The organism is Bradyrhizobium sp. AUGA SZCCT0222, assembly GCF_018130205.1.
Lineage (GTDB): Bacteria > Pseudomonadota > Alphaproteobacteria > Rhizobiales > Xanthobacteraceae > Bradyrhizobium.
This window is the reverse complement of record NZ_JAFCLX010000018.1, coordinates 23051-41571: the sequence shown is the minus strand read 5'-3', so window position 1 is coordinate 41571 and position 18521 is coordinate 23051. Positions and strand designations below refer to the sequence as shown.

Below are 18521 nucleotides of genomic sequence, written 5' to 3'. Positions count from 1 at the left end.
GACAATCAGTTACTGTTTTGCATTTTACATGTCGTAGGCAACAGAGTGGCGGACGCTGGAATTTTTGCGATTGTCTTCCAGCCCCACCCGGTCGACTCTTCGTCGAACTTTACGTCACCACCCAGCGGGACGAAGCTCGCAACATACATGTCCTGGAAGAACTGATGATCAGCGCTGCGAAAAAACGCCTCATCGCCGTAAATTGTAGTGTACTTCATGTTCGACAGAGCGTTAGCTAGTTGCTTCGGATCATCCGTCTTCGACGAATTGATCGCTATCGCCAGCATTTCCGCCATTTCGATGATCTGCGGATAGATTATCGATTTTCCGCCGTTGCTGCGGCGAAACTCCTGCTCCAGGAGTACGGCATCTCTGCTCCCGAGATTGGCGTAACCATCCACAACATAAAACACCCGACCCGGCTCCGGGTTGGCCTGCCTAATCGCCGTCGGGCTACCGTTACCGCCTGCGTAAAACGTGAACCAGTTTACATGCACGCTAGCTTCGCCCGCCGCCTTGATCAGCAAAGCCAGATCGGATCCCCAATTTGCGGTGATAACGCTATCGGCTCCACTAGCCTTGATTTTGGCTATGTAAGGCGCAAAGTCCGAAATCCTTCCTATGGGATGCAGCTCGTCACCGACAATTTTGATATCCGAGCGCTTGTCGGAAAGCATGTCGCGGGCGGTTTTTCGCACCGCTTGGCCCATGGAGTAATCTTGATTGATGAGATAGACCTTTTTGATATCCTGATTACTCTTCATATAGTTCGTCAGCGCTTGCAGCTTTATGTCGGAATGCGCGTCCCATCGGAAATGCCAAAAGCTGCATTTTTCGTTTGTTAGAATCGGATCGACCGCAGCAAAATTCAGATAGATGACCTCGCGGCCGGGATTCCGTTCGTTGTACTTGGTCACAAAATCGCTGATAGCGGCCGCGATTGAAGAACCGTTCCCCTGCGTGATAATGCGAGCTCCCGCATCGATTGCCTTTTGAACGGCCAGAACCGTCTCTTGTGCCGAGAACTTGTTGTCGTAGAGCACCAACTCCAGTTTTCGATTATTCAGAACGCCTCCTTTGGCGTTAATGCGCTGGATCGCGAACTGCAGCTGTTTGGTTGCGACTTCGCCTACATCGGCCATCGCCCCCGAAAATGCATCGATGTAGGCAACCTTAATGTTTTGCGCCGATGCCGACGGCACCGGCACACCGAAGAACGCCCATACCAAGCTTCCGATAGCGACAGCACGACGCATTTCATCTCCTCTCGGACATTACGGACCAGCCTCCGAAACGCGTGGCTCCATCGACTGGATTCCCGGCAGATTCAATTTTCCAAGTTCATATCTCGAGAATGCAGGCTAGATGGATTTGGTATTGTGAAAAGAACCATTTTTTGAAAACCTGAAAGCCATTTTGGGAGTCGTATCGTGAAGAGATCCACCAGCCCGGACTTTGCGCCACGCACGGCAAGGACCCGCCAGCAGACTCTGTTTCATTGGCTATATTCAGAGCTTCGTGACGCGATATTGAGCAATCGCCTTCCGTCCGGGGCACGTCTGCCGTCCAGCCGTGGACTTGCTGATCAATTTGGCGTCTCACGGACGATCGTCGTCAGCGTCTTTGATCAGCTGATCGCCGAAGGCTATGTCACCGCGAGGGTTGGATCGGGGACGGTAGTAAACGCTGATCAGCACCAGAGCGGAAGTATCACCTCCACGTCAGAGCGAACAAGAAAGGAGAGGGAGGCTGCACGAGCGCGCAAAAGCCCCATTCCCGCCCCTCCTGCAACGATCAGTATTGTAAGGGCCGCAGCGAAGCCTCGCCCGTTCGAAAGCAACATCCCTGCGTTGGACCATTTCCCTCAGAAAACCTGGGCCAGAATTGTGGGGCGCAGGTCGCGTATCCAGAATTACAAATCATTATTGGATGGCGATCCCAAGGGTTACAAGCCCTTGCGGGAGATACTTGCGGACTATTTGTCGCTGACACGCGGAGTGCAGTGCTCAGTCGATTCCGTTGTTATCGTCTCGGGCGTACAGCAGGCCCTCGATCTCAGCACGCGACTGACGCTGAAGCCGCGCGATTCCGTTTGGATGGAGGATCCCGGATATCCAGGTGCTCGTCACATATTCTCGCTTGCATCGGCAAAGGTCGTACCGATGGCGGTAGACGGCGAAGGAATGATAGTTCCCCGGCAGGATCGTCAAATCAAGTCGCCGAAGATGATCTACGTAACGCCGGCGCGCCAAAGTCCCACAGGAGTGACAATGTCGCCCGCCCGTCGCCTGGCACTGCTTCAACTCGCCAGTACGCATGGATCGTGGATATTCGAAGACGACTACGATGGCGAGTTTCGCTACTCGGCCCGACCATTGGCTGCTCTGCAAGGGCTCGATCAATCGGATTCCGTCATTCATTGTGGAACGTTTAGCAAGGTCTTGTTTCCGGCCTTGAGGCTGGGATACGTCGTCTTGCCGCAGGCGCTCATCGATCCATTCGTGTCACTGGTCTCTCTATCGACGCGTTTTGTACCAACCTTGGAACAAGCGGTCCTCTGCGATTTCGTTGAAGGAGGACATTTCAGTCGCCATGTTCGAATGATGCGAGATCTTTATGCCAGCCGACACGCCGCGATTGTAGAGGCCGGCGGCAAGTATCTCGCTGGCCTGCTGGAGTTTGGTCCGGCTGCCGGTTTGGAGGCCATTGGATGGTTGCCCGCAGGAGCAAACGACCGAAAGATCGCCGCAACCGCGGCACGCGCCGGCATTGTCGTTAGAGCGATATCGGAAAATGCCATACGCGCCAAGCCGCGGCCGGGGCTCGTTATCGGCGCCGCCGCCTACAGCATACCGACAATCGATAGCGGAATGAGGCAGTTGGCTAGAGCTCTCAACGCGTAGAAGACGGGCCGGTCGAAATGCGCCGTTAGTCGGGGCAGCAATTCCGTCAAGCTCTGGGCTACCGACAATGCGGTGGAGGCTATACGGCTACAACGAGTTTTGCCTTGTCTGCTGATGTCAGAAACGCATCAGCGAGGACGCGAGTTTCATTTGCACCAAGCATCATGGCAGCGCGACGACAACTGTCGACCATGGCCGGAGGCCCGGCAATGTAAATGGTGGCTTGCGTCAGGTCCGGCGCCATTTTGGCGATGATATCGGCGACGGATCCAACCAGTCGGGATGTCGTCCCAGTGGCTGCTGACAAAACCGGGAAAAAAGAAAAGTTTGGATGTTCCCTCGCGCATTTTTCGAAATGATCGACGTAATAAAGGTCCCGTTCGTCACGAACACCAAAGCAAAGTGTAATCGGTCCGTTCGAGCCTAGCCGAAGCGATCGATCGACGATCGATTTTACTGGAGCGAGACCGGAGCCGCCTGCGAATGCGTAAATTGGACGCTTTTCATCTTCTCGGAAATGCGCGATTCCGAATGGACCGCGAATTTCAACTTCGGTATCGAGCAGATTCTCCCGCGAAATTGTTCGGCTGACAAGTCCAGGCGTCATCGCCCGGACGTTGAGTTCAAGCAGCTCGTCGTCTGGCTGATTGGCGAGTGAATATTCGCGCTCCGGAAGGTCCGGTAATTTCAGCATGATAAACTGGCCAGACTTGAATTTGAACTCGGCGCGTTTTTCAAGGCGTATCAACAAACGGGTAATGTCATGCGTAAGCTTGCTTTGAGCTACGATGGTGCCCAGGACTTTGGATTCCGGCCTAAGCTTGACAAATGCAACTTCACAATCGGCCCTGGGCTGGGCGCGACAAGCAAGGATCCAGCCACCGGCGCGTTCCTCGTCGGATAGCGCCCGCTTTTCATATGCTAGCATCTCGACGTCGCCCGTCACGAGGCGCGTTTTGCATGTAGCGCAGCCTCCAGAAGCACAGCCGAACGGAAATTCGATTCCATTATCTAGAGCGCTTGCCAACAGCGTCTGATTGGCCCGAGCTAAAATGGTTTGCCCGGTGTTGAGTACCGAAATCTTGAATTCCCCAACGGGCGTTGGTGGCGTTTGAACCGGCCGACGCGGATAGTGTGGGACGTCCAGTTCGACTTCACTCAGATCCTGTGCCTTAAAGCGCTTGGCCACATCGATCGCATATTTTGGAACTCCGATGTCACTCCGCAAATGAGGGTCTGCCACCGGCTTTCCGACGGCAAGCTTGATTGGTATGTAGCCCGCCCAGGTGTTGACCCGGTCGTAGAGTAGTGGACTGTCGGGAGGCACGCCGCTGCTCGTTTTCGCTGACGCCTCCTGAATATCCATTTTCACAAGCGTCATGCGTTCAATCTCGGTGAACGTCGGTTGCTGGACACCATCCTCCCATCGCCCCGGCAGTATGCGATTCACAAACGCCTGCATGCCTTCCATTTTCGCCTGCGGGTCAGAAACGGCTTCGGCCCTGCCGAAGATCATTACCGAGCGATAATTGAATGAATGACGCGACATCACGCGAGAAAGCTTGATACCGTCGACCAATGCAACTGTGAAGCTAACCGGGAGGCCGGAGCTAACTTGCTTCAACATCCGGCTTTCCAGGGAGCCATGCCAATAGAGAGATTCGCCGACGCGCCAAAACGCTGTCGGCGTCACAACGGGCTGGTTGTCCACAATGAAACCGACATGCCCCAGGAGCGCTGCATCAAGAATTCCGAATATCGTCTCGCGGTCATATTTTCCGAGAAATGCGAATTGCTTGATCCGGGTTCGCTCAGTGGCAGGGAAATAATCCTGATTCGACATTCTTCCGCTCTGACCTTAATTGAATGGGCGCTTGCAAGGAGACTGCAAGACGGTTCTTGCTTGGGGTCTGGCACCTGCGTGAGACTCTTTCAGTCGGGCTCGCTTCTCGCGAAAAGATGCATACCCAAACAGGTCCATATTCAAAAAAACGGCAAACCACTTTGCAACCAACGTTCCTTCAGGGTGGTAGCTTGCTTTTGCCATTGGAGGATTCTTACCCCTTCCGTTATACGACTGCCTTTTGCGTCTCTCGATCGAGTGAATCCCCGGATCGCCTTCTAGACTCACCTGGACCACAAACATCGTGCGTTAGGACGGCGTATCGCCGCGCGGAATGTCGACCCTTTCAACGATGCGACGAACGCATCAGGCCCTTCTGTCAGCATCAAGGATCGGAATCACATTCATTAGAATGACGCGCGTTCTCCCGGCACGAATCTCGGACGCAAACGAACGACGCGAAGCGCGACGGATGGGCCACATTTGCGGCTGTGTCTCGTTAACTCAAGTTTTTCCTTCGGGCGAAAACCGGAGGGAGAGAGCCGCCACACGTCGGCCCAAATGTTCGCCCGTTTGCAGGTCGGATACTGGCGGCATCAGATCAGGAGCAGCGTCGATATCGGACTGGGCGGCGGCCCCAAGCCACACTCCACATCGATTCAGATCGTCACGACTTCCAGACGAGCGATTGTGGCCCGCCATAAGGCCCAAGCTCGTCCAAATCATCGAATGCTGGGCTGCGAAAGTGACAAACTGAATGAGTGTAAGAAGCTTGTCGCCGCTCCACGCGCCGGAGTTGGTAAAGCCAGCGGCCAACTTGTCCTTCCATGATTGCCGTAGATAGACCTTCCTCGAAGTCGAATCCATGAACGCCTTCATTTCGGCTGAAACACTTCCCATATAGGTCGGAGCGCCGAAAATGATCGCGTGGGCAGTATCTAGTTCGTCAAGCCTGCTTTGAGCTTCCGCGACCGTCATGAGTATTGCAGATGCGCCTTGCACCGACGCGACGCCGGCGGCGACCGCATGCGCCACGCGCTCCGTATGGCCCATGTTGCTGTGATAAACTATCGCGACGCTTCGAATCATATCACTCTCCTAAGGTCGTGGGGGCCGCGAAACGCAAACCTCCCAAGCGCAATATTTCCAACCGGCGCATGCTCGCGACGTTCGTTCCCAACTTGAGTTTTCTGATAGAATGTCATTCGAAGTGCCATCCGGACAGGAACGAAGGAAAGATCGGCGCCCAACCAAGCGTCTGCTTCGCCAGTGCGTTGGAAGTGCGGAAATTTGGATATCGCCGAGGCGCTCCGGAATGAATAGTCGTCCTTCCGTGCTCACGCGCGATATGGCCAAAGAGGTCCGACCAAGTTGACGGCGTATCATCCACTATGTTCAACAGAGGCTTGGAAACCGCCGACTCGACAGCGCAAACGAACGCCCTGCTCATATCGACAATATGGATGAGGGAGACGTAGCCGGAACCATCTTCCGGTAGTTGAAGCGTCCCATTCTTCGCCAGGCTATTCCACGCCGAGGTATTCTTGGCGCCCGGCCCGTAAAAAAGACCACCGCGCAACACTGTCGATGGAATTTTCGATTGAGCGACCAATTCTTCCATGTCTATGGCCGATTGAAACGAATCAGAACTGACGTTGCTTGATTCCGTGGTCCATGCATCTCCGATGCTAGGGGCGATCATCGCAATGCTTTGAACAACACACTTCGCTACAGACCGGTGCGCGGCAGCCTGAAGGAATTTGGCAGTTCCTTCTCGCCTCACGCGATCATTTTGAGACCAATCCATGTCCGGACCCGGCGGCGGGATCGCAGTTGCCAAATGCAAGGCAACGTCGGCGTCCTGCATTAGCTCGGAAAGCGCCGCTGAATCGAAAATGTCACCGCTCACGGGGCTAAGGCGGGAATGTTCGATTGGACAACGCCTTCCGTCCCGTCTTACCAGCACCGAGACCCGGTGTCCGCGCTCGATAAGGCGTGCTGTAACCTGTCGCCCGAGAACGCCTGTTGAACCCACCACCGCGACTTTCAATAACTGCTCCTTTCTGCTTTGGGTCAGTCTGCAGCCGCGGTGAATTATCGAAAAGGACCATATTTAGTAAAACGGCCAAACCATTTTCGTCGCGCAACCGCGGCGCCACGCTAGAGAGTCCTCGCGTGGCACGGATCGAGTCGCCCTGCCACCGACTACCCACTTGAGGAGCTCGAATGCACAACCGCTTCCTGCCGCAAGCTGCCTTCTTTGCGCTAAAGCACCACGTCACCGGCAAATCCGCGCACGGCGCACTCGCGCCTAATCGTCTTGCCAACGAGTGGGGATTGGGTACCGAGACGTTACGTGCCACAGACTCAGCGCAAGAGTTATCCGGACGCGCTGCTCAGTTCGGTATCAGGTAGGGATCTACAATTCCATCAGGTAGGGATCCACAATTCCAATTCACGACAAGCGCGGTCCAATCTCATCACCCTCTCAAAATGACTGATCGATCGCCAACTCTCAAAGCGAACTTATTTCAAGCCTGCTCAGTTGTTTGTGGCTGGATTTTCTTTGATCTCTCGGTGCGCGCATCGTGCACACACCGCCTTCTAACCAATTGAAAAACTTGAACTCTCGTTCCAGTCCATCATCGGCGCCACGGAAAAGCGGTGGTCTAAGCCATTCATCTCATTAATCTTTTATGCCTCAAGCCGATCCTATAAGGGATTGGACCGACTGGCAGATTCAGCCCGAGTGTGCCCGCTTACGCCGGTTTTTCTAGGATCATACCCGCCCGCGCTGGAAGCCAAAATCGTCACATCTGCATTCTCAGTGCACCACATGGTGCACGCGAGTGCCCGAGTGCACACGACCTTCACTCAACTGCATTCCGATTCGCCCACGACAGATTTTTTATTGGAAGTAGTCCCCTCGCATCCCAGCGTGAGCCGCGCGAAGAAACGCCGAGAACGAACCACATTCAACCGAAAAAAAATCAGCTTCGGCAATGACGTCTGCGTTGATCAAGCGTACCGACGATCGGTCATGCGCGGCGCAATGTTGGCGTAGTTCGGGAAACATCTCAACAAAACGTGAGGGGCATAATGAAATTGGATCATGTCGCCGGACCGATCCGGAGGAGCGCGCCAGCTCAAAACGCGGATCCGGCGCGGGCACTCCACGATTCGAAAAACTGTGATCGAAGGCCTTGTTCGGTAGTCCGGCTGGTCCGATCGGTTCCACAATGCCATTAATGAGTGTTCCTCTGCCGGGTGCGTGCCGACGACACGTGACACCCCAATTTTTGACAGTGATGGCGGTTTCACCGACTGGGTTCGTGGTTCAAATCGTGGACCCGCAACCAACGAGACCGACGTTCGTTGATGGTGACCATTTGGTCGCCATTCGACGGTCTTTCATGCCCTCGAGGAAGCGGAAGGCTTTGGCGCGCTTGTCCCTTGTCGCGATGTCATTTTCGCGGTCTAATTCGATCCGAGGCGTTTGATCGCCTGTTCGCACGCTTCGATGCCGCAGCGTGTCCCCGGCAAAGGCTGCCATTCCCATTCACGAAGGGACAATGGCGCTCGGCCGCGAGATCATTGATCCTTTGTCACACGCGGAGGATTTTTGATGAACCTCGACTACTTCAGGATCGCAGCCGAACCGTATTATCAGCCGCTCGGCAACGAGATAGCGACTTTTCAGGCCGCCTATGCCGAACGCCTGCCTGTGATGCTGAAAGGCCCGACCGGCTGCGGCAAGACCCGCTTCATTGAGCACATGGCCTGGCGGCTCGGAAAGCCCCTGATGACGGTTGCGGCGCATGAGGACATGACCGCGGCGGATCTTGCCGGACGCTATCTGCTCGAACCCTCCGGCACGGTCTGGCACGACGGCCCGCTAACGCTGGCGGTGCGCCATGGTGGGATCTGCTACCTCGATGAAATCGTCGAGGCGCGGCAGGACACGACCGTCGTGATCCACCCGCTCACGGACGCACGGCGCATCCTGCCGCTGGAGAAGCACAACGAGATCGTGCCGGCGCATCCCGACTTCCAACTGACGATTTCCTACAACCCCGGCTACCAAAGCGCGGTGAAGGATCTCAAGGAGTCGACAAAACAGCGCTTTGTCGCGATCGATTTCGGCTATCCGCCGCCCTCAACCGAAGCTTCCATTATCGTGCGCGAAAGCGGCACCGACGACGCACTGGCCAGCATCCTGGTCGCGATCGGAGAGCGGTCGCGCAATTTGCAGGGGCACGGCCTCGACGAAGGCGCGTCCACGCGGATGCTGATCCATGCCGGACGCATGGTGCGCGCCGGCCTGCCCCTGGAAATGGCCGTGCAGTCCAGCATCGTTCTGCCGATAACCGATAATCCCGACATCAGGGCAGCACTGAGCGACGCCATTCAGGCGTGCCTGCCGTGAACGCCACCGAGCCGCCGCTCACGCTGCATCTGGTTCCCCCGGATCAGGAGGATAGTGCGACGCGGCGCCTGCACCGACTGATGCGCGCGCGCGAGATGCTGCGACCGATGTTCCTGGCCGCCTGGGACGCTCTATCCCATCATTTCGACGCCAGCGAGCTTGAGGCCTGGGCCTGCGCCGTGCTCACGCTCGCGCATGTCAACGCCGGGCCGGCGTGCCTGATCGCCTATTGGGAGGCGAGCCGGTACGGCGATGGCCGGCGGGAGATCGCACCGCTGCTTGCGGCCGGACAAGCCGCCGCAGACATCTGCCGCCATGCCGGCGCGCAATCGGCAACCGCTGCGTTGCAGGCGTTGCCGGGCGCAGGACGCGTGCTCGGGAACGGTCCCGCACTGGCGCGATGGTGGCGGGTGATGGACGCACTGGCGCGGCAGGCGCCGGAGTCGGTCGCATCGGTCGCGGCTAACATTGGCGAGATCCTCACGCCGGGCACGATCGACGCCTTTGAGAATTTCGTCGCGGCGGGGCTGAAGTTCGCCTCCGGCAACAAGGCGCGGCGGCTCGCCTTCTTCACCCTGCAGGACGAACTCGCGCGCCGCATGATCGCGCGAGATCTCGGCAGCGTCACTTTTCCGGAGACGGAGGTCGAACTCAAGGCGTTCGTTACCGCGCTATGGGGCCGCAGCCCGCTGCTGCGCAGTTTTCCAGCCGACAATAGCCAAACGCCGCAGCGGCGCACCTCGATTGCAGGACCCTTGATCCGGCTGCCCGAAACCTACCGCGGCGTGCGAGGAAAAGCTGCCCGCGCGCTGTTTCGCGCGGCGGCCACCCACGCCCAGGGCCATCTGGTGCTGGGTCAGGGACTGTTTCCGGTCGGCACGCTCAAGCCGCTGCAGATTGCACTCGTCAACCTGATCGAGGACGCGCGGATCGAGACGCTGGCGATGCAGCAATTGCCGGGCTTGCGCCGGCTCTGGGCGCCCTATCACGTCGCCACCCCGTCCGGCGTCGTGGCGGCGCCGACCTTACTGGCCCGGCTGGCGCGCGCGCTGTTCGATCCGACCTACGCCGACAACGACAGTTTTGTCGCCAAGGGCCGTGAGATGTTTGCAGCAAGCGCGCCGCGGATCGACGATGCCGCCATCAGCCGCGAGATCGGCATGCTGCTCGGCAACGATCTCGGCCAGATGCGCGTGCAGTTCAACGCCAAGACCTATGTGGTCGAGCCGGTCTATCGCGACGATGGCCTGGGTCTGTGGGATTTCGGCGAGGACGCGCCCCCCTCCGGCGAAGTGATGGAGCTTCCGGTCGATGCCGTGCGGGTGGAACGGCAGGAGGCGCCCAACGACGACGGCACCAGCCGCGAGCCCGACGAACAGGGCCAGCCGCGCGGGCGCGGGCGCCCGGTGGCGCCGGATGATCGCGGCGTCGTCATCGCCAAATATCCGGAATGGGACCGCGAGCATAGAATCGAGCGCGCCGAATGGACCGTGGTGCGCGAGGTGCCGGCGCGCGCTGGTGACCCGCGCAGAATCGAGGACGCGCTCGTCCAGGCGGACGTGCTGCGCAACCGCATCGGCCGATTGATGCGCGGCGTGCGGATCGGGCGCACCATCCGCCTCAACCGCCAGCACGACGGGCACGATCTCGATCTCGATGCCGTGCTCGACGCCGGCATTGCGCTGCGGACCGGCCGCGAGCCCGACCCCCGCGTATTCCGCTCATCGACGTCGATGCATCGCGACCTCGCCGCGCTGCTGCTGATCGACATTTCGGAATCAACGCGAGACAGGCTAACCTCCGGCGCGACCATCCTCGACGTCGAGCGCCTGGCGGTCTCGGTGCTGGCCGAGGCGATGGACGGGCTCGGTGATCCCTTCAGCCTGCTGGCGTTTGCCTCCAACGGGCGCGAGGACGTCAAGATGACGACGGTGAAGTCCTTCGATGAGGCCTATGACCGGACCTGCAGGGCGCGTCTTGCCGGCCTAGAGTCGGGCCTGTCGACCCGGCTCGGCACGGCGCTCCGTCATGCCGGTCACGTGATCGGAAGGGAAACTTCCGCCCGCAAGCTCGTGATCGTTCTGACCGATGGCGAGCCGTCGGACATCGACGTCTCCGATCCGCTCGACCTGGTCGAGGACGCCCGCCGCGCCGCGGTTGGCCTGCATGCCGCGGGTATCGACGCCTATGGCGTCGTGCTCGGGCATCCGGGCATTCAGGCCACGTCCCGGATCTTCGGCCGCGGCAATACCATGATGGTGCACCGGATCGAGGATTTGCCGGGCCGCCTTTCCGAACTCTATTTCAGGCTGGCGCGGCGGTAGTGCCTCCATGGTCTTCCAGAATGCTCATTCCGACCCGGCGCGACCAGAACAATTCGCCGAGGCGAACAACATAGTTCTCTGCCCTCCCCTCGATGGCGACGAACAGCACCTCACCCTCGAAGCGGACCCGCCAGCCCAGATTGCCGACGTGGTAGCCGAGCTCGATCGCATCGCTGATCGAGCGCGGCTCCAGCCGCAGCCAGCGCTCGCCGGCCACCCGCACGACGATGGCGCTGACCTCGTCGAGCAGCAGCACCGCGCCATCGAACAGCCGCTGATGGCGCGGCAACGAGATCGCAAGCTCCTGCCCGTTGCGGGTCGTCGTCCGCAGCTGGTGCCGCTCAAGCTCTTCGCCCGACAGCCGCACCTCGTCGACGGCGTTGTGATGCTCCAGCGGCAGGATCTTCTCCGAGAAAGCCGGCTCGAGGCGGCTGCCGAGGACATGACTGATACTCAGCACGGCTCCGATATCCCTCCCAGAACAATACCTGGCCGAAGCGCCTGCTTTATGAGGCCAGAAGATCCTTCAGCTTCGTGTCGATGAAGTCGACATCCTTCGGATTGGTGCCGGGACCGCCCGCGAAATGCCCCCAGATCGAGGGCACCGGCATGAACTCGGCGTTCGGCATATGCGCCACCTCGAACTTGCTGTCCTCGGGCGGGAAGTACAGGTCGGTCTGGCCGGGCATGACGAAGGCCTTCGCCTTGATCGCACCGAGCGCGGCCTTGAAGTCACCCTTGTACAATTCGTTGTCGCTGATATCACCGTTCTGCCAGGTCCACAGCATGGTCAGGAGATTGTTGGGATCCTTTGGCAGGAAGAAGCCTTCCCAGAACGCGACCAGGAAATCCTCCAGCGAGGAATAGCCCAGCACCTCGAGGTCGAGCTTCTCGCGGTAGAAAGCCTGCGAGAATCCCCAGCCGGCATAGACCCGCGCAGCAGCCCTGAGGCCGCGAGCCGGCTTTTCGGTGTACCAGCCTTCCTTCCATGCGGCATCCGCCGTAAGCGCGGCCTTGACGCCTTCGAGAAACACAAAATTGTGCCGTGAGCATTTCGCCGAGCCGCAGAACGGCGCGATCAAATCCATCATGTCGGGATAGAGCGCGCCCCAATGGAAGGTCTGCAGCGCGCCCATCGACCAGCCGGTGACGAGCCGGATATGCTCGATGCCGAATTTCTCGGTGACGAGGCGGTGCTGCACCCGCACATTGTCGCAGGCCGTCACCTGCGGAAAGCGCGGACCGTTGTAAGGCTCCGGCGTGTTGCTCGGCGACGATGACAGCCCATTGCCGAGCATGTTCGGGATGATGATGAAGTATTTCTTCGGATCGAGCGCGCGGCCTTCACCGATCAGCCATTCATTGTCGTAGTGCTGGCCCGAATACCAGGTCGGATAGACGATGACATTGTCCTTCTTCGGGCTGAGCGTGCCGAACGTCTTGTAGGCCAGCTTGCAGTCGCGAATCGTCGCGCCGCGCTGCAGCTTGACGTCGCCGAGATCGTAGATTTCGTAATCGAGACTCATGATAAATGCCCTCGTTCAGGTTATGCCGGAGAAGCGGGTCGGCCTCCGTGAAGGCCGGCCGTCTTTTGGGAGCGTCAGACCGGCTTCGCCACGGCGACCCGTGATCTGGCGATGGCGTAATAGGCGATGCTCGCAACCAGCGCCGCCGAGATCGCGGTCGACAGATATGGCATCCGCTCCTCGACGATGAAGGCGCAGACCGAACCGGCCGCCCAGGCGATGAACGCGTCAGGCCGCCAGTCGGCCTCGATCTTCGCATCCGGCCGGATCAGATACTGGTCGACCAGGATGACGGCGCCGATCGGCGGCACCAGGATGCCGAGCAGCGACAGCCACTGGATGAAGAACGCCCACACATTGCCGGCGGCGACGACGATGCCGATGGCGCCGAGGATCACTGCCATCATGCGCATGTGGTTGCCGAGGATACGCGACCAGCCGGTTGCCGCATTGTAGAGACAGTGCGAGCAGACCGAACCGAGATTGACGTAAAGGAACAGGAATGCCAGCGCGCTCAGCCACGCCATCTGTTTGCCGTTCATGTAGCCGAACATGTTGTCGGCGCCGAACGGGTTTGCGTTCGGCACCGCCAGCGCCGCCGTCATCACGCCGCCGACCAGCATCGCGATCAGATTGGCGAACGGAAACGCGCTGAAGGTGGCCAGCAGCGACGCCGTCGGCGTCTTGGCCCAGCGGTTGAAATCCGCGGTCACCGTGCCGGCGTCGATGAACAGCGCCAGCACCACCGTGAGACCGACGCCCATCGACATGGTGGCGACGCCGTTATTGCCGGCATAGTTGAAGATCGCCGACGCTGAGCTGGTGGACGCGGCGTCGAACGCGACGAACAGGCCGAGCACAACGAACAGCGGCACCGACACCAGCCCGATATAGTGCAGTCCCTTCACGCCGACGAAGGTGATGCCGATATAAAGGATCCCGGCGATGACCGTCATGGCGACATAGTTCAATCCATAGGTCGAACTGACGAGCGCGCCGGTGATCCCGGTCTGCACCGCGTACCAGCCGAGCAGCAGGGTCGACAGCAGGCCGGACGCGAACACGTAGCCCTTCTTGCCGAACACGATGCTCGCAATCAAAGCAAAGTTCATGCCGCGCTTGGTGCCGATCAGGCCGAGCAGCCCGACATAGGCGAACATGATGACGTTGCCGATGATCATCGCCGTCAGCGCCCGCGAAAAGCCCATGCCGAGCACGAGGATCGAGCCGGTCATGGCGCCAGTAATAATCATGGGAAAGCCGAGCCAGACCATCGTGACCGAGAACGCGCTGTGGCGCGCGCGCATCGGAACCGGTTCGTGCTCATATTCGCTGCCAAGGAGATGATCGACCTGGTCCTCGGCGGCATGGAGGCCATCCGCGGCGGAGGCGGGCTTGGGTACACTGCTATTCATGGTTCGTCGTCCTTTGAGTGGGGATGCAAATCGCGCATAATTTCTCGTTCCCCGTCGCGGTGGCGACGGCGGCAGCAAGCTCCGTTGTTTGTTGAGTTAGGCCTCGCTTTGCGCGGCCCACCCCGAAGTGGAGGGGCCGGCCGGCAGCGCGAATTTCCTCCCCTACTCATGCACCGGCGGAGCGAGCCGCCGGCGCAAAGTCTCGTATGCCATCAGCGATGGGCGACTTTCTTGGCCGGAATGCCCTCGATCGGACATTCCTCCACGCCCACCGTGGTGCGCGTGAACGACTCGACCATTTCCCGCGTGCCTTCGGGATCGGCGATCCACTTGGCATAGAACTCATAAGGACACGCCGCGACGCCGCGCTCGCCTTCGCCGGAGTTGATCATGCCGGTGTAGCCGCGGTGGACCAGCTTGAAGAGATGGTTTTGCGACTGACCGGTCCTGCGCGCGTCGCGGATCAGCGACTTCGACAATTGGGCGTACTGGATGCCGTAGTCCTCCTCGCCGCACTCACCAAGCGTACGGCCGTCGAAGCCCACAATCGCCGAATGACCGAAATAGGAGTAGACACCGTCGAAGCCGGCGGCATTCGCCACCGCGACATAGACGTTGTTGGCCCATGCCATCGCCTTGGCCATGATCACCTGCTGGTCCTTGGCCGGGTACATGTAGCCCTGGCAACGCACGATCAGCTCGGCACCCTTCATGGCGCAGTCGCGCCAGATCTCGGGATAGTTGCCGTCGTCGCAGATGATCAGCGAGACCTTCAGTCCCTTCGGGCCATCCGACACATAGGTGCAGTTGCCGGGATACCAGCCCTCGATCGGAACCCAGGGCATGATCTTGCGGTATTTCTGCACGATCTCGCCCTTGTCGTTCATCAGGATCAGGGTGTTGTAGGGCGCCTTCTTCGGATGCTCTTCATGCCGCTCTCCGGTGAGCGAGAACACGCCCCACACCTTCGCCTTGCGGCAGGCTTCGGCAAATATCTCGGTCTCGTCGCCCGGCACCACGGAGGCCGTCTCGTACATCTCCTTGGAGTCGTACATGATGCCGTGCGTGGAATATTCCGGGAAGATCACGAGATCCATGCCGGGAAGGCCGGTCTTCATGCCCACCACCATGTCGGCGATCTTGCGGGCGTTGTCGAGCACCTCGGCCTTGGTGTGAAGCCGCGGCATCTTGTAGTTCACGACGGCGACGCCCACCGTGTCGTTGCTCGAAGAAATATCACCGTGCAGCATATCGCTCTCCTTGTCGTTTTCTGATCACATTCCAGGTGCCGCTCCTCTGCACCGCTTACGCCCTGCCCTGCCACGCTCCGGTCACACACCGCCATGTGGCGGTGAACCTACGCGTCGCTGAGTTCGCCGATCTCGCCCGCCGCCACCACGCCCGCCTTCCATCATGGCGAAGCGATGCGCCGCGCGGTGAACCGCCGGAGAACACGCCGCCATTGCTGTCGAGCTCATGCGATACGGGAACAGCTCCGCCACCAGCGGCGGAATCTCGCGAATGCCGTCGGCGCGGGCGAACGAGCCCATCAGGATGGTCTCGCGGATCGAAAAATCCGGAATGATCTCGCGTCCCTGCGGGACATAAGCGATCCCGGCCCTGGCGCGGTATCCATTCCCGAGAGACCTACGTCTGCTGACCGCCATAATCACACCCCCCATGTGTCCAGGCACACCTAGCCGTTCGCGCCGAAGCACGTTATTTGGTTCCGAACAACTCCCAGAGCGGATCGAGCCTCCGAAAACGCACGTAGCGTCGGCGGTGAGTCTCGGCCCAAAAGCAAAAAAGCCCGACAGATCCTCGCGGATCTTTCGGGCTTACCTAGCCAATGCCAAACCAGCAACATCGATGGTTCGGCGAACGTCGTTGGAAGATTTTTCTTCAGCGACGTATCAAAAACTAATCACCTTTCACGCGGTATTGCAATAGCTCATTTGCGTGGATGATTGCGGCTGCCATGTCGTCCATCGACAAGCGCTTCGACATCGCCTGACGACGAATGCTTTCGTAAGCTTCCGCTTCATTCAACCCCTGCCCGTCCATCAGGATCACTTTCGCCTTCTGAATGCGTTGCATGCCGGCGATCTTGCGCTCCAGTTTGCGCACGCGTTTATCGGCATCGCGCCGTTCCAGCCACAGGCTGCGCGCGATCGTGATGTTGGTGAGAACGCCGAACGGACGAATGGGCCGCTCGATCACGGCGACGGCACCCGCCTCGAGCACAAGCTGCAGCGTCGACGGGTCTTCGTAGCTGACCACCGCGATCAACGTCGGGCGGTGGCCATCATCCGATCTCAAAAGCCGCTGAATTTCCTGACGGACATCGTGCTCGATCGCCAGCAGCACGATGTCGGCGCCATCGGCCCAGCAATCCGGCACAGGCCATTGGGTTTCCACCATGCAACCGATGCGGCGGAGATGCTCGACAAGTTTCGTGCGTTCGGTGTCCGGCGGATGCACGACGTGGACCCGCAACCCCCGCAAGTCACGAAGAATTTGGATTGCCACTTCCAGTTCTCCGTTACGGGTTGCTCATGAGTGGAGCAGCGGCAGTTCGTCGACCGACCAGTCGTCCAGGCTCTGGACGACGCAGTAAGGATCCGGCTTGACACGAACGCCGGGATTCCACACTGCCTGAAAGCGGCCGTTGCGGTCCAGGCGCGCGATGCGCGGCCAGAGATAAGTGTGGTTGTTCTCCGGATCGATCCGCACCCGCCCCTGCGGCGCGTCGAATTCGGAATCACGCAAATTCGCCAGCACCTGCTCGGGATCATCCGTGCCGCATTTCGTCACCGCCCGCATCGCCAGATGCAGCTGGAAATAGGAGGCTTCCGCGCCCGCGGTGACCGGCGCGTCGGCGCCGTATTTTTCCTTGAAACTGGTGACGAAGCGCCGGGCGGCCGATGACGACAGCGTTTCGAAAAACGGTGCGGCAGTGATATGTCCTTCGGCGGCCTCTGCACCCATCTCCGCGACCTCGGCCTCGCTGGTGGTCAGGCTCGCAATCGGCATGCGCGTGGGATCGAAACCCGATGCCCGATAGGCGCCATAGAGCACGGCCGTGCCGCTGCCCACCACAGTCGAGAAGATGACGTCCGGTGAGGTCTTCTTGATCCGATCGATGACCCGCTCAAAGTCCTTCGGCTCGGGATAAAGCGGAACGTAGATCTCATCGAGGACCTTACCCTTCCCCTGGCTGACGAAGTCGCCCATCACGCGATTGGATTCATAGGGATAGATGTAGTTCGAGCCGACGAACAGAAACCGGTTGCCGTAGGCCGAGAGCAGGAACCTTGCGAGTTGAAGCGAGTTCTGGTTGGGCGCTGCGCCGGTATAAATACAGTGACGTGAATACTCGAATCCTTCGTAGAGGGTGGGATAGAACAGCAGGCCCCGATGAGCCTCGGCCACCGGCAGCACGGCTTTACGCGTGCTTGACATGTAGCAGCCGAACAGCAGCTTTATCTTGTCTACCTGAAACAGCCGTTCCGCCAAGGAACGAAATTTTTTCGGATCGGATACCGGATCATACATTACGGGCTCTATGGGCCGGCCAAGTACGCCGCCGCTCGCATTGATCTCCTCAATCGCCAGCAGCGTCGCATTGAGCTGCGTCCGCTCGATCGCCGAGGTCACGCCGGTCTGCGAAAACAGCACGCCGACACGCCATGGGCCCGAATTATCCTCGATCAACGCCATAGTAAGCCAAATCACTCCGCATGCAGCAAGATGACCCCAACCTGCTCGTCGGACCTTATTACCGAATTGACGCGATTGGAAAGATGCCTGTTGGATTATTATTGGTTGCCCTCCCGTCGAACCGGATAGCTCGGCACACCAGGTAATGGCTGGGGGACAGGCTGGACGGTGGAGAACACACCCAAGCCGTACTTCCGCATTGAACGCAGGCGGCTTCGATTCGCGGGAGCTGTGACGGACTGCTCACCGCATGGATCGCGGGACGACGGAGGTCCCTGGAAGAGAACGAAAGATTGCCCTTTGCTTCTGTGTCGACATGCACCGGATTTTTCAGACCTACATTGATGGTCTCTGCGAAGCACGG

At 59.3% G+C, this 18521-nt stretch carries 13 protein-coding genes and 1 pseudogene; 3 read left to right on the top strand and 11 right to left on the bottom strand.

Features of this window, described 5'->3' with window-relative positions; translation table 11 throughout:
- Window positions 1-5: 5 nt before the first annotated feature.
- Window positions 6-1256 carry a branched-chain amino acid ABC transporter substrate-binding protein gene (locus JQ629_RS17710; protein WP_212413751.1) on the bottom strand — a complete coding sequence of 417 codons (1251 nt, stop codon included), beginning with the start codon at window positions 1254-1256 and terminating at the stop codon, window positions 6-8.
- A gap of 174 nt (window positions 1257-1430) precedes the next feature.
- On the opposite strand from JQ629_RS17710, the gene pdxR reads away from it, so the two are divergent.
- Window positions 1431-2903 carry a MocR-like pyridoxine biosynthesis transcription factor PdxR gene (pdxR, locus tag JQ629_RS17705; RefSeq protein ID WP_212413750.1) on the top strand — a complete coding sequence of 491 codons (1473 nt, stop codon included), beginning with the start codon at window positions 1431-1433 and terminating at the stop codon, window positions 2901-2903.
- A 79-nt stretch (window positions 2904-2982) separates the two neighbouring features.
- Here the strand turns inward: pdxR and JQ629_RS17700 are convergent, their stop codons facing one another.
- The 3 genes from JQ629_RS17700 to JQ629_RS17690 form a co-directional block, all read right to left on the bottom strand.
- Entirely contained in the window at window positions 2983-4746 is a 1764-nt protein-coding gene (locus JQ629_RS17700; protein ID WP_212413749.1) for a pyridoxamine 5'-phosphate oxidase family protein, read from the bottom strand.
- 504 nt (window positions 4747-5250) lie between these two features.
- Window positions 5251-5835 (bottom strand): flavodoxin family protein, encoded by a 585-nt coding sequence (locus tag JQ629_RS17695; protein WP_212413748.1) that lies wholly within the window; start codon window positions 5833-5835, stop codon window positions 5251-5253.
- Window positions 5836-5947: 112 nt separating this feature from the next.
- Window positions 5948-6796, bottom strand: a complete 849-nt coding sequence (locus tag JQ629_RS17690) for an NAD-dependent epimerase/dehydratase family protein (protein ID WP_212413747.1) — start codon at window positions 6794-6796, stop codon at window positions 5948-5950.
- A 1575-nt stretch (window positions 6797-8371) separates the two neighbouring features.
- Here JQ629_RS17690 and JQ629_RS17685 point away from each other — a divergent pair.
- Window positions 8372-9172: a CbbQ/NirQ/NorQ/GpvN family protein gene (locus JQ629_RS17685; RefSeq protein ID WP_212413746.1), complete on the top strand. Its 801-nt coding sequence runs from the start codon at window positions 8372-8374 to the stop codon at window positions 9170-9172.
- The gene (locus JQ629_RS17680; protein ID WP_349631282.1) at window positions 9169-11496 is read left to right on the top strand and encodes a nitric oxide reductase activation protein NorD; all 2328 of its coding nucleotides are present in this window, start codon (window positions 9169-9171) and stop codon (window positions 11494-11496) included. Before JQ629_RS17685 ends, JQ629_RS17680 begins: the two co-directional genes overlap by 4 nt.
- Here JQ629_RS17680 and ureE read toward each other — a convergent pair.
- The 7 genes and pseudogenes from ureE to JQ629_RS17645 all read right to left on the bottom strand — a co-directional run bounded on the left by ureE (window position 11477) and on the right by JQ629_RS17645 (window position 18157).
- Window positions 11477-11956 carry an urease accessory protein UreE gene (gene ureE, locus JQ629_RS17675; protein WP_212413745.1) on the bottom strand — a complete coding sequence of 160 codons (480 nt, stop codon included), beginning with the start codon at window positions 11954-11956 and terminating at the stop codon, window positions 11477-11479. The two genes, JQ629_RS17680 and ureE, sit on opposite strands and share 20 nt — an antisense overlap.
- 46 nt (window positions 11957-12002) lie before the next feature.
- A complete protein-coding gene (locus JQ629_RS17670) occupies window positions 12003-13022 on the bottom strand; it encodes an alpha/beta fold hydrolase (RefSeq protein ID WP_212386115.1) in 1020 nt (339 codons plus the stop codon).
- 74 nt (window positions 13023-13096) lie between these two features.
- Window positions 13097-14437, bottom strand: coding sequence for a purine-cytosine permease family protein (locus JQ629_RS17665; RefSeq protein WP_212413744.1), 1341 nt, complete (start codon window positions 14435-14437; stop codon window positions 13097-13099).
- 212 nt (window positions 14438-14649) lie between these two features.
- Complete coding sequence (locus JQ629_RS17660) at window positions 14650-15687, bottom strand: aliphatic amidase (RefSeq protein WP_212413743.1); 1038 nt, start codon at window positions 15685-15687, stop codon at window positions 14650-14652.
- A gap of 231 nt (window positions 15688-15918) precedes the next feature.
- A pseudogene (locus tag JQ629_RS37910) lies at window positions 15919-16065 on the bottom strand (ABC transporter ATP-binding protein); the annotation flags it as partial.
- A 292-nt stretch (window positions 16066-16357) separates the two neighbouring features.
- Window positions 16358-16966, bottom strand: a complete 609-nt coding sequence (locus tag JQ629_RS17650; protein WP_212413742.1) for an ANTAR domain-containing response regulator — start codon at window positions 16964-16966, stop codon at window positions 16358-16360.
- A 24-nt stretch (window positions 16967-16990) separates the two neighbouring features.
- A complete protein-coding gene (locus JQ629_RS17645; RefSeq protein ID WP_212413827.1) occupies window positions 16991-18157 on the bottom strand; it encodes a transporter substrate-binding domain-containing protein in 1167 nt (388 codons plus the stop codon).
- Window positions 18158-18521 lie beyond the last annotated feature (364 nt).